Genomic DNA, 11,978 nt, shown 5'->3' with positions numbered 1-11,978 from the left:
GCCCTCAGCGCTCCCGGTCGATGACCTCGAGCTCGGGGTCGGCCGCGGTCCCGCCCCGGCTGTTCCCGTTCCCCCGGCGGGCCCCGTTCGCGCCGTTGTCCCCCTCCGAGTCCTCGTCCCCCTCCGTGTCCACGTCCTCTTCCGAGGCCACGTCCACGTCTTCGTCGTCCTCCACGCTCTCGTCGTCCGCCACGTCCTCGTCGACCTCGTCGACTTCATCCCGCTCGTCCTCGAAGTCCAGCTCTTCGTCGAAGACGGAGCTGACGTCGAAGCGGCAGACGACGCGCTGCGGGTCGGCCTGCTCGAAGGGGGCGGCGAGCCATTCGCCCGGCTCCGGCGGTTCCTCCGCGGCCGCCACCCACAGCGTGGAGTCGCCTTCCTCCAGGCCGAACTCCTTGTGCCGGGAGGCGATCTCGTCCGGCTCGTACTCCCCGAAGAGCACGCCGAGCGCCGCGTGCACGCTGCTGCCGACCACGGCGGCCGCCGCGTTCCCGCCGGGCCTGGACGGGCTCTGCGCGGCGCCCGGTTCCGTGGCCGAGCCGGGGTCGAGATCGGCGATGCGCTGCGCCTGCGACAGCAGCCGCTGCGGCTCCACGACGGTGTAGTCCCGGCGGATCAGCACGCTGAGCGCGCTCGGCTCCTCGGGCCCCGCGTACGCGGGCAGGCCGTCGCTGCCGGGGATCTCGAACGGCGTGACCTCGTCGTAAGTGTCGTAGAGCAGCTCGTCGTACGCCTCGGCCGCCGCGGCCAGCTCGTCGAACGCGGCGTAAACGGCGGCATCGTCCTCGCCCGAGCGGCGTTCCACCGCGTCGAGGTGACGGTCCAGCGCGGCTTTGACCGCCTCGGCGGCGGCACGTACCTCGGCAGCGGAGGGCTGCGCAGCATCAGACATAGTGCAGACGCTATCCGTACCCGGGCCGGTCCCGCACAATAGATGCGATGCCGGAATATGAATTCTGCGATGTGTATGTGCCGCGGGGGGTCTCCCGCAAGGCCGCCACACGCCTGCTGACAGACCACGCCGAGTACGGACACTGGGAGTTGGACCGCCTCCGCCTCAACCCCGACGGCAGCCGCAAGGTGCGGCTGCGCCGCCGGATCATCCGCCAGATTCGCGCGACCTGGTGATACGGGCCCGTGCCGGGTCCGATGACGCCCCGACCGCCGGGTCGGACGGGGCGTGAAAGGCGCCCCGCCCCGGAACACCGGTGGCGGGGCAGCACCGTAAAGCGCAGTCTTTCCTCCGGTTTTGTACCGCTTCGCGGAACTACCCGGTCCGCGAACGATCCGCCTGCCGCTCCGCCGAGAACGGCCGATTCTTCACGCGCGGCGGCCGATAATCATCCCTCGGCGGCACCCCTCCCGGTCACCCCCGCGCTCCTCCCGCCGTGCGGGCCTTGCGGTACACGAGGACGCCCGCGCCGAGCAGGGCCGCGCCGGCCGGGAGCAGCACACCCACCGGGCCCGTGCCCGTCTGCGCAAGCTGTCCGTCCGCGGTGGGCGGGGCGTCGGCCGCGGGCGTGGTGACGATCTCCTCGTGCGAGCGCGGCGGGGACTGCGGATGCAGGCCGGAGCCCTCGTCGCCACCCGGCGGCGTCGACCCCGGCCCGCCCGAATCACCCGGCTCGTGCGACGGCGGCGTCGTGCCGTCGCCCGGCGGCTGGGTCGGGGGCGTCGTGCCGTCGCCCGGTGGCTGGGACGGGCTCGGCGACTCCGGCTCACCCGGGGATTCCGGCCCACCCGGGGATTCCGGCCCACCCGGGGATTCCGGCCCGCCGGGGGGCTCCGGCTCGCCGGGGCGGGACGGCGCGTCATCCCCGCATTCGGCACCCGTGGCGGGGTTGAGCGCGCCCACGACATCCACGGTGTTCCCGCAGGCGTTGACCGGGGCGTCCACGGACACCTGCACGGTGTTCCCCGAGCCGACGCCCGGGGAGTCGTGGGTACCGCCCTTCGCCCCGGCGCTCGGGCCCGAGCCGTGCGCTCCGCCGCCGGAGCCGTTCCCGCAGCTGTTCCCCGCGGCCGGGTTGAGCAGGCCGACCACATTCACGGTGTTCCCGCAGACATTGACCGGGACATGGACCGGGACCTGGACCGTATTTCCCGACAGCACCCCCGGTGAATGAGCGGACGCGCCGCTCGTGCCCGAATCCGCGTGCGCGTAACCGCCGGAAACAGCGAGTGCGCCACTCGCGGCCACCACGGTGATCAGGCTTTTTCTCGCGACCTTACGCATAGGTCGTCCCTTCCCCTTTTCGCTTTTCGAAGGGCGGACAGAGCGTGGGTTCTCGTCCGCCGGGACGGACGGTCGTGGGTATCCGTCCGTCGAAAGCCCGACGGCCCCGGAGCGCATGGCGCGCGCTGCGGGGCCGACCGGGATCACGCCCTCATCGGGGTGATGCTCAACGTCAGTCGTTGACGCAGGTGTTGCCGAAGGCGGGGTTCAGCAGCCCGATCACGGAGACCGTGTTGCCGCAGGCGTTCACCGGAACGTGCACCGGCACCTGAACGGTGTTGCCGGAAAGGACACCGGGCGAGTTGAGGGCAGCACCCTGCGCACCCGAGTCGGCGACGGCCAGACCCGCGCCCGCGAGCATCAGACCACCAGCAGCAGCCGCAGCAGCGACGACCTTCTTGATCATTGTTCCTCCTTGTAGGCAATGCGGCCGCAAACTTCGGGCCGCACTCCATGTAACGAGGAAGATGTATTGAAGCTACGAGCCTATGGTTTCATTCACTCTTTTCAGTTAAGTGCTCACGAAAGGCTGACCCGGGTTGACGCACGGCGCCGACGGCGCCGGCCTGCGCGGCCCCGATTCCGGTCGCCGCGCGGCCTCAGCTCAGCTCGATGAACCGGTCGAGCACCCGCGTACCGAACTTGAGGGCATCCACCGGCACCCGCTCGTCCACGCCGTGGAACATCCCCGCGAAGTCCAGCTCCGGCGGCAGCTTCAGCGGCGCGAATCCGAAGCCGCGGATGCCGAGGTTGTCGAAGTGCTTCGCGTCCGTACCGGCGGAGAGCATGTACGGCACGGCCTTCGCGATCGGGTCCTCGGCGCGCAGCGCGGTCTGCATGGCATCCACGAGGGCGCCGTCGAAGGTGGTCTCCAGCGCCTTGTCCGCGTGCATCGGCTCGCGCTTGACCCGCGGCCCGAGAATCCGGTCCAGGTCGGCGTGGAACTCCTCCTCGTACCCCGGCAGGAAGCGCCCGTCGACGTGCGCGGTGGCCTGTCCGGGGATGACGTTGACCTTGTACCCGGCCCCGAGCTGCGTCGGGTTGGCGGTGTTCCGCAGCGAGGCGCCGATGAGCTTGGCGATGCCGCCGAGCTTGGCGAGCGTCTCGTCCATGTTCTCCGGGTCGAGCTCGGTGCCCAGCGCGTCCGAGAGCTCGTCGAGGAAGTGCCGCAGCGTCTTGGTCACCCGCACCGGGAACTCGTACCGCCCCAGCCGCGCGACCGCCTCGGACAGCTCGGTGATCGCGTTGTCCCTGTGGATCATCGAACCGTGGCCGGCCGTGCCGTCCACGGTCAGCTTCATCCAGTCCATGCCCTTCTGGGCCGTCTCGACGAGGTAGAGCCGCAGATTCTCGTTGACGGTGAACGAGAACCCGCCGACCTCGCTGATCGCCTCCGTGACGCCCTCGAACAGCTCCGGGTGCTCCCGGACGAGGTGGCCCGCTCCGTACACGCCGCCGGCCTCCTCGTCCGCGAGGAACGCCAGCACGATGTCCCGCGGGGGCTTGCGGCCCGTGCGCAGCCGGTCGCGGACGACCGCCAGCGTCATCGCGTCCATGTCCTTCATGTCGACGGCGCCGCGTCCCCACACGCACCCGTCCACGATCTCGCCCGAGAACGGGTGGTGCGTCCAGTCCACGGCGTTGGCCGGTACGACGTCCGTGTGCCCGTGGATCAGCAGCGCGGGCCGCGACGGGTCCTCGCCCTGGATGCGGGCCACGGTGGACGCGCGCCCCTTGTGCGACTCGAAGATCTGCGGTTCCAGCCCGACCTCGGCGAGCTTCTCCGCCACGTACTCGGCGGCCACGCGCTCCCCCGGGCCCGAGTGATCGCCGTAGTTGCTCGTGTCCATCCGGATCAGATCGCGGCACAGGTCGACGACCTCGTCCTCGCCGGTGACGGCCGGCACCTGCCTCGTCGTGTCCGGTGCGGGCTTCGACTCGCTCACGCTGCCTCCTCATGCTTCACGGCCGCGGCTCGCGCCGGTACGCGCGGTCACCGCGGCGGGGTCTGCTGCCATCCTCCCTCTCCCCCGGCCCGCACCCAAGGCCGCAATACCCCCGACACACGCTGGTCACAGGCCCGCGGCGGCGCGGCCCCCGGAACCCCCCGGCCGAGCGCGTGATCGACCACCCCCAAATGTTTGCTATGGTTTTCCACGTCGGAACGGCCCAGGCGGCCCGCCCGACAGACACCTTGTCCGGGTGGCGGAATGGCAGACGCGCTAGCTTGAGGTGCTAGTGCCCTTTATCGGGCGTGGGGGTTCAAGTCCCCCCTCGGACACCACAGTGCGGTGAGGGCCGGTCGAGTGGATACTCGGCCGGCCCTCCGCCGTGTGCGGCCCGTGTGCCGCCCCATCGATAACCCCGTGCGGCGGGCCGGGTCCGCTCACTACTGTGCGCGGTCGGACGGATGACGACCGGTGGCGCACGGGAGGAACGGCGTTGGGTGGCACGGAGAAGGTTCTGATCTTTGACGCGGATGACACGCTCTGGGAGAACAACGTCATCTTCGAGCGGGTCATCGACGAGTTCCTGGACTGGATGACGGATCCCGAGATCGGGCTGCGGCTCGGGCGGGACGGTGTGCGCGCGGCCCTGGACGCCGTCGAGGCGGCCAACGCCGAGGTGCACGGATACGGCAGCAAGGTCTTCCTGCGCAGCCTGGGCGAGTGTCTGGCGCAGCTGCACGGCCGGGACGCCACCGCGGCGGAGCTGGCGCGGATCGCGGCCTGGGCGGCGTCGTTCGACGGCGGCACCGTGGAGCTGATCCCCGGGGTCGCCGCGACCCTCGCCGAGCTGGCGGGGCGGCACCACTTGCTGCTGCTGACCAAGGGTGACGCGGAGGAGCAGCGGCGGAAGGTGGACAACTCCGCGCTGGCGCACCACTTCCGCGGGGTGCACATCGTCGCGGAGAAGGACGTCGGCACCTACCGGAATCTGGCGCGGGAGTACGCGCTGACGCCGGAGTCGGCCTGGATGATCGGCAACTCCCCCAAGTCGGACATCCTCCCCGCGCGTGCCGCCGGGATGAACGCGGTGTTCATCCCGAACGACAACACGTGGGTGCTGGAGCACAGCGAGCTGGATCCGGCGGACGAGAGGGTGCTGCGGCTCTCCGCCTTCACGGAGCTGCTCCACCACTTCTGAGCGGCACCCGTGCGCGATACCCCTCCGGGGCCGCTACTCCGCCGGTATGCCCGGCTCCGGGGCGGGGTCCTGGGGCGGGCCGCCCAGGTCCAGCGTGCGGGTGATGCCTGCCTCTGCCAGGAATCGTTCGTCGTGGCTCACCACGATCAGGGCTCCTTCGTATGCGTCGAGGGCGGTGACCAGCTGGCGCACGGACGCCAGGTCGAGGTTGTTGGTGGGCTCGTCGAGGAGCAGGAGCTGCGGCGCGGGCTCGGCGAGCATGAGGGCGGCGAGGGTCGCGCGGAAGCGCTCCCCGCCGGAGAGGGTGGCGGCCGGCTGGTCGGCGCGGGCGCCCTTGAAGAGGAAGCGGGCCAGCCGGGCCCGGACGTGGTTGACGGTGGCGTGCGGGGCGAAGCGGGCGACGTTCTCGGCGACGGTCAGCCCGTCGTCGAGCACGTCCAGGCGCTGGGGCAGGAAGCGGTGCGGTACGTGGACCAGCGCCTCGCCCGCCACCGGGGCGAGCTCGCCGGTGACCGTACGGAGCAGCGTCGTCTTGCCGGAGCCGTTGGGTCCCGTGAGGGCGAGCCGCTCGGGGCCGCGCAGCTCCAGGTCGACGCGGGTGCCGCAGCGGGTCGTCAGACCCTGGAGCGTGAGCACGCCGCGGCCCGGCGGCACGGCGGTGTACGGCAGGTCGATGCGGATCGCGTCGTCGTCGCGGACCGCTTCGGCCGCTTCGCTGAGCCGTTCCCTGGCCTCCTTGAGCTTCTCGGTGTGCATGATGCGGTGCTTGCCCGCGGAGACCTGAGCCTGGCGCTTGCGCTCGTTCATGATGATCTTCGGCTCGCGCTTGTTGGCGGACATCTTGTTGCCGTAGCGGACCCGGCGGGCCAGCTTGACGTGGGCGTCGGTCAGCTCGCGGCGCTGGCGCTGCACGTCCGCCTCGGCGACCCGCACCATGCGCTCGGCTGCCTCCTGCTCGACGGCGAGGGCCGCTTCGTACGCGGTGAAGTTGCCGCCGTACCAGTGGACCTCGCCGGCCCGGAAGTCGGCGATCTGGTCGACCAGTTCCAGCAGCTCCCGGTCGTGGCTGACCACGACCAGCACGCCGGACCAGCGCTCGACCGCTTCGTGCAGCCGGGCGCGGGCCCGGCGGTCGAGGTTGTTCGTCGGCTCGTCCAGGAGAAGGACGTCCGGGCGGCGCAGCAGCAGGGCGGCCAGCCGCAGCAGGACGGACTCGCCGCCGGACACCTCGCCCAGGGTGCGGTCCAGCTCGATGCCGTGCAGGCCGAGCTGGTCGAGGGTGGCGCGGGCGCGCTCCTCGACGTCCCAGTCGTCGCCGACGGCGGTGAAGTGGGCCTCGCTCGCGTCGCCGCCCTCGATGGCGTGCAGCGCCGCACGGGTGCGGGCGATGCCCAGTACTTCGTCGACCGGGAGGGTGGTGTCCAGGGTGAGGTTCTGCGGGAGATAGCCGATGTCGCCGGTGGTCCTGATGCTGCCGGCGGTCGGCGTCAGCTCGCCGGCGATGAGCTTCAACAGGGTTGATTTTCCGGCGCCGTTGAGGCCGATGAGGCCCGTGCGGCCGGGGCCGATGGTGAGCTGGAAGTCGTCCAGGACGGTCGTGCCGTCGGGCCAGGCGAAGGTCAGGCCGGTGCAGACGACGGAGGTGGCGGGGCCGGGGTGTGAGGACATGGACATACGGGTCTCCTGGAGGCAAGGGGGTGGGCTGTTGGAGCAGCACAGGGAGACACCGCTGGTGCGGGGGACCGTGAAGGTGCCGGCCGCCGGGGATGCGTACGGAGCTGCCGTACGCATCCCGCGCACACGGAGGTGTACGCGGGCGGCCGGACGGCCGTCGTGGGCACGATGGCACGCCGAGGTCTCACGATGCGCTGAACCAGCGCGGCGTCTCAGGACCTCAGACGAGCAACGGCCTTCTCCAATCGACGGCAATGGGGCCGGGAAAGACGCTACGCCGAGCGCGGCGAAAATGCAAACGCTATTTTCGTGGCGTTTAGGCGGAACGATTTTCGGCGCGCCCGGCGGGACCGCGGAGCGACGACGGCCGCGGCCGTGCCGGCCGCTACGCGCGCGGCCGCAGCCGGACCCGCGCCGGGCCCTTGGCCTGCAGGGTGATGCCCGCCGCCACCGGCACCTCGGCGTCGTCCGCCGCCTCCAGCTCGTATCCGCGCAGCAGCGTCGCCAGCGCCAGCACCGACTCCAGCATCGAGAAGTGCTGGCCGATGCAGGCCCGCGGGCCGCCGCCGAACGGGAACCACGCGTACCGGTGCCGCGCGGCCACCCGCTCCGGCGTGAACCGCTCGGGGTCGAAGCGCTCCGGGTCCTCCCACAGGTCCGGGTTGCGGTGCGTGACCCAGGGGGCGACCACGACGTCCGAGCCGGCCCGGATGCGGTAGCCGCCGATCTCCGTGTCCGCGACGGCCCGGCGGCCGACCACCGGAGCGGCCGGGTAGAGCCGCATGCCCTCCTTGAGCACGCGCGTCAGATACGGCAGCCGCTCCAGGTCGGCGGCGGTGGGCGCGCGGTCGCCCAGTACGTCGTCGACCTCCTGCCGGGCGCGCGCCTGCTCCTCCGGGTGGCGCGACAGCAGGTGCAGCGTGAAGGCCATCGAGGTGGCGGTGGTCTCGTGCCCCGCGAGGAGGAAGACCAGTACCTGGTCGCGGATCTCGGTCGCGTCCAGGCTGCCGTCCTCCTCGCTGCCGGCCTGCGCGAGAAGGGTGAGCAGGTCGTCACCGACCGGGCCCTCGGGGGCCGCGCGGCGCTCGGCGATGATCCGGTCGCAGACCGCGTACACCTCCGCGATCGCGGCCATCGCACGGCGGTTACCGGGGGTCGGCCACTCGCGGGGCACGTTCACCGGGGCGTACGCGCGGCTCAGGGCGTAGGAGTTGATCACCGGGAAGGAGCGGTGGATGACCTCCACGGCGGTCTCCACGTCGGCACCGAAGAGGATGCGCGCGACCGTGCGCAGCGCCAGCCGGCTCATCTCGCCGACGAGGTCGACGGTCGTCTCCTCGCCCCATCGTTCAACGACCGCGCCGGCCTCCTGCGCGATCGCGTCGGCGTACCCGTCCACCCTGCGCTTGGTGAAGAGCGGCTGCACCAGCCGCCGCTGCCGCAGATAGTCGGCGTCCTGGCTGGTCAGCAGGCCGTTGCCGAAGGCGGCCCGGACCTCTTCGTAGAACGGGTTGTCCTTGCGGAAGTTCGCCGACTCCGTGGCGAGCACCTGCTGCACGCCCTCGGCGGAGAAGACGCCGTGCAGGACCGTCCGCAGGCCGGGCGGCCCCGCCGACACCCGCACCACGTCACCGTGGTCGCGGCGGGCCCGGAGGAACGCCCCCAGGGAGTCCTGCTGCAGTTCGAACATCGACCCGAGGAGCGGCAGCCCCTTGGGGCCCGGTATGTGCGTCGCCGCACCAGAGGGCGCAGCGCCGGAGCCGGTGTGCGTATCAGTGTCAGTCATGCCACCGGTCCTACCCCAAAGGCCCCGCTGTCACCGCGAGTTGAGGGCCACACCCGTGGGCCCTCCGGAGCGGCACCGGCGCCCCGTACGATGGACGGGTGATCAACAAGCGTTCCCGCCGCCCCGCCGCCCAGGCCGCCTCCTGCCGTGTCACGGTGTGCCGCGGCTGCTGCTGCGGTGACGCGGGCAAGATTCCCGGCGTCGACCACGCGGGCCAGATCCCGCGGCTGCGCGCGGCCCTGGACGGCGCGGCCCCGGTGCGCGCTTCAGAGTGCCTGGACGTGTGCGACCAGGCGAACGTGGTCGTGGTCCAGCCGTCGCCCGAGGGGCGCGCGGCGGGCGGCCGCCCCGTATGGCTGGGCCTGGTCAACGACGACGACGCGCTGGCGGACATCGCCGCGTGGATACGGGCGGGCGGCCCGGGTATCGCCGAGCCGCCCGGCATCCTGGACCTCTACGCCATCAAGGTCTCCCGCCGCGTCAGCGCGTCCCTGGAGGGCTGAGGAGGCCGCGCCCCGGCTCCGTGCCCGGCACCCCGTCGGCGGCGGCCTTCTCCAGCCGGAACGCCTCGTTGCCCAGGCCGATCCGGGCGTGCACCTCGGGGCGGGTGGCGCGCAGCACGCGCCCGTACACGAGTCCCACGACCGCCGCGAGGCCGATGAGGGCCGGCAGCAGCCAGGTCAGCGCGGAGCCCGTACCGGCGCCGACCAGGACGCCGAAGTCCTTGACCGCGTAGACCAGGACGACCAGCAGGGCGAGCCCGGCGACGGCGGCGGCGGTGAGCCGCCCGGCCTGGGCGCGCCCGGCACCGCGGCGTACGAAGAAGGCGATGACGGCGGCGCACGCGGTGGCCATCAGGGCGATGACCCCGAGGGCGCCGAGATTGCCGCCCCAGGTGAAGAGCTTCAGTACGGGAGTGGTGGGGTCGCCCGTGGGCGCGCGGTCGGTGACGGCGAACGCCACGACGACGACCAGTGAGACGACGGTCTGCAGGAACGACCCGAGGGCGGGCGCGCCGCTGGCCTTCGAGGTGCGGCCGAGGGCGGCGGGCAGCAGGCCCTCGCGGCCCATGGCGAAGGCGTAGCGGGCCACGACGTTGTGGAAGCTGAGCATCGAGGCGAAGATGCCGGTCACGAAGAAGACGTGCAGGACGTCGGTGAAGAGGCCGCCGAGGCGGGGCTCGGCGAGCGCGAAGATCAGCCCGGGGCCTTCCTTGCCGGCGGTGGCGACGACGTGGTCCGGGCCGGTGGCGACGCCGATGAGCCAGGAGCTGAGGGCGAAGAAGACCGCGGAGAAGCCGACGGCGAGGAACATCACGCGGGCCACGACAGTCCCCGGCCGGCTGGTCTCCTCCGCGTACACCGGGGCCTGTTCGAAGCCGAGGAAGCCGGCAACGGCGAAGCACAGCGCCGTACCGAGGCCCGCGCCCCCGAGGGTCGTGGGGTCGAAGGCGTGCAGGGACAGGCCCTGCGGCCCGGGCTGCGCGGCGAACGCGAGGTCGAAAACCACGATGAGGGCGACCTCTATGAGGAGCAGGACGCCCAGCACCTTCGCGTTGAGGTCGATCTTCAGGGCGCCGAGGGCGCCGGTGAGCAGGACGGCGAGTACGGCCGGGACCCACCACACGACGGTGATGCCGAAGAACGTGCCGAGCAGGGCGGCGAATTCGAAGCCGAAGATGCCGTAGATGCCGACCTGGAGGGCGCTGTAGGCGGCGAGCGCCACGAAGGACGCGCCGGCGCCCGCGGTGCCGCCCAGGCCCCTGGCGATGTACGCGTAGAAGGCGCCGGCGTTGTGCACGTGCCGGCTCATCTCAGCGTATCCGACACTGAACAGCGCCATCACCACGCCGAGGATGACGAACAGCAGCGGCTGTCCGACGATGCCCATGACCTGGTACGTGGTCACCATGACGCCGGCCACGGCCATCAGCGGGGCGCTGGCGGCCAGTACGGACAGCAGGAGGCCGGGCGTGCCGATGCGGTCGGCACTCAGGGCGCGTTCCTGTCCCTTGAAGGTGCTGATCTCGTGCGTACTGCCGGTGGGCATGGCGGAACGGTCCTTTCGGGGACGGCGGGATCAGGTGGCGCGCAGGGCTAGGTCGCGGGCGGCCCGGAAGGCACGCGCCGGATCGCGGTCGGGATAGCCCCACGGCTCGGCGGTGACGTGCGGGCCGATGCGGTGGAAGAGGGCGGCCGCCTCGGCCAGCCGCCCTTCGCAGTACTTGGCGTGCGCGAGGAAGTTCAGGTCGACCATGCCGCGCGGGTGGCCGGTGGCGCCCCCGGTGCTGCCCTTGTGGGTACCCTCCCACTCCAGCCACCAGTCGAAGGCGGCCTTCATGGCCTGGCGGGCGCGGCGGGTGGCCCAGTGCCCGGACGCCGCGGGGTCGGCGGGCTCCAGCCCCGCGGCGGCCAGGACGCGGTAGCGCTCGGCGTGGGCGACGACGGGCAGGACGGCCAGCGGGGAGTCGGCGGGGGCCTGTTCGGCGGCCCAGGCGGCGAAGTCGTAGACCTGGTGCAGCGGGTCGTCGGTGTCGCCCGGCTGGTGTTCGGCGAGGCAGGCGGCCATGAGGTGGTGGGCGTGGTGGTGGCCTGGATGCCGGGCGCGCACCTGGTCGAAGGCGTGCTCGCGGGCGTCGGGGGTGCCGGTGGCGCGGGCCAGGAGGAGCAGGGCGAGCCAGGGGGTGGGGTCGTCGGGCGCCATCCGGGCGGCGGTCAGGCAGCTCTCGCGGGCGGCCTCGGCGGCCTCCTTGCCGCGCAGTACGCGGTGGACGGCGGCGGCCGCGGTGAAGGCGGCGGCGTCGGGGCTGTCGGGCTCGGCGAGCTGCCATTCGCGGGCCCAGACGGCGCCTGTCCTGGCGGCGCCGAGGGCGAGCAGGCGGTGGCCGCGGCGGTCCCAGTCGGTGCCGGTCGCGGCGAGCAGGGCCCGGGCGGCGGTCCAGCGGCCCTGGGCGAGCGCGTCGAGGCTCGCGGCGAGCTCGGTGTCGTCGAGCGCGGGACGGACTCCGGCGGGGGCCTTGCGGCGGGCGCGCCCCAGAGGTGGGGGTGGGGGCGGTGGAGTCATACCAGGGGTCTCTCCACGGCGCTCTTCCCTCCGGCGCCCGCACAGGGGCAGGTATGTGCAGGTTCGATGAAC

11 protein-coding genes and 1 tRNA gene are annotated in these 11,978 nt (G+C 72.3%); 4 read left to right on the top strand and 8 right to left on the bottom strand.

Annotated elements, in window-relative coordinates; translation table 11 throughout:
- Positions 1 to 4: 4 nt before the first annotated feature.
- On the bottom strand, positions 5 to 892 hold the full coding sequence (locus tag IG84_RS0129585; protein WP_078649513.1) for a hypothetical protein: 888 nt from the start codon (positions 890 to 892) through the stop codon (positions 5 to 7).
- Positions 893 to 939: 47 nt separating this feature from the next.
- On the opposite strand from IG84_RS0129585, the gene IG84_RS0129580 reads away from it, so the two are divergent.
- Positions 940 to 1,128 (top strand): DUF5703 family protein, encoded by a 189-nt coding sequence (locus IG84_RS0129580; RefSeq protein ID WP_030252120.1) that lies wholly within the window; start codon positions 940 to 942, stop codon positions 1,126 to 1,128.
- Between the two features lie 238 nt (positions 1,129 to 1,366).
- Here IG84_RS0129580 and IG84_RS0129575 read toward each other — a convergent pair whose 3' ends face one another.
- From IG84_RS0129575 to IG84_RS0129565, 3 genes are all read right to left on the bottom strand, one after another.
- Entirely contained in the window at positions 1,367 to 2,236 is an 870-nt protein-coding gene (locus tag IG84_RS0129575) for a chaplin (protein WP_031063611.1), read from the bottom strand.
- A 172-nt stretch (positions 2,237 to 2,408) separates the two neighbouring features.
- Complete coding sequence (chpH, locus tag IG84_RS0129570) at positions 2,409 to 2,642, bottom strand: chaplin ChpH (RefSeq protein ID WP_031063609.1); 234 nt, start codon at positions 2,640 to 2,642, stop codon at positions 2,409 to 2,411.
- Positions 2,643 to 2,835: 193 nt separating this feature from the next.
- Positions 2,836 to 4,182, bottom strand: a complete 1,347-nt coding sequence (locus IG84_RS0129565) for a M20/M25/M40 family metallo-hydrolase (RefSeq protein WP_031063607.1) — start codon at positions 4,180 to 4,182, stop codon at positions 2,836 to 2,838.
- 250 nt (positions 4,183 to 4,432) lie between these two features.
- Between IG84_RS0129565 and IG84_RS0129560 the strand changes: the two genes are divergently transcribed.
- Both IG84_RS0129560 and IG84_RS0129555 read left to right on the top strand, forming a co-directional pair.
- Positions 4,433 to 4,520, top strand: a tRNA-Leu gene (locus IG84_RS0129560).
- 158 nt (positions 4,521 to 4,678) lie between these two features.
- Positions 4,679 to 5,383, top strand: a complete 705-nt coding sequence (locus tag IG84_RS0129555) for an HAD family hydrolase (RefSeq protein ID WP_031063606.1) — start codon at positions 4,679 to 4,681, stop codon at positions 5,381 to 5,383.
- Positions 5,384 to 5,416: 33 nt separating this feature from the next.
- Here the strand turns inward: IG84_RS0129555 and IG84_RS0129550 are convergent, their stop codons facing one another.
- Together IG84_RS0129550 and IG84_RS0129545 are read right to left on the bottom strand one after the other, a co-directional pair.
- Positions 5,417 to 7,057, bottom strand: coding sequence for an ABC-F family ATP-binding cassette domain-containing protein (locus IG84_RS0129550; protein WP_031063605.1), 1,641 nt, complete (start codon positions 7,055 to 7,057; stop codon positions 5,417 to 5,419).
- A gap of 385 nt (positions 7,058 to 7,442) precedes the next feature.
- The gene (locus IG84_RS0129545) at positions 7,443 to 8,843 is read right to left on the bottom strand and encodes a cytochrome P450 (protein ID WP_031063604.1); all 1,401 of its coding nucleotides are present in this window, start codon (positions 8,841 to 8,843) and stop codon (positions 7,443 to 7,445) included.
- Between the two features lie 101 nt (positions 8,844 to 8,944).
- On the opposite strand from IG84_RS0129545, the gene IG84_RS0129540 reads away from it, so the two are divergent.
- Complete coding sequence (locus IG84_RS0129540) at positions 8,945 to 9,346, top strand: hypothetical protein (protein ID WP_031063603.1); 402 nt, start codon at positions 8,945 to 8,947, stop codon at positions 9,344 to 9,346.
- Here IG84_RS0129540 and IG84_RS0129535 read toward each other — a convergent pair.
- Positions 9,324 to 10,892, bottom strand: a complete 1,569-nt coding sequence (locus IG84_RS0129535; protein ID WP_051862568.1) for an APC family permease — start codon at positions 10,890 to 10,892, stop codon at positions 9,324 to 9,326. The genes IG84_RS0129540 and IG84_RS0129535 overlap by 23 nt on opposite strands.
- 30 nt (positions 10,893 to 10,922) lie before the next feature.
- Positions 10,923 to 11,906, bottom strand: coding sequence for a hypothetical protein (locus IG84_RS0129530; protein ID WP_031063601.1), 984 nt, complete (start codon positions 11,904 to 11,906; stop codon positions 10,923 to 10,925).
- Positions 11,907 to 11,978 lie beyond the last annotated feature (72 nt).

It is taken from the genome of Streptomyces ochraceiscleroticus (assembly GCF_000720485.1).
Classification (GTDB): Bacteria; Actinomycetota; Actinomycetes; order Streptomycetales; family Streptomycetaceae; genus Streptomyces; species Streptomyces ochraceiscleroticus.
Note: the sequence above shows the minus strand (reverse complement) of the source record. Positions and strands in the feature narration are given on the sequence as shown.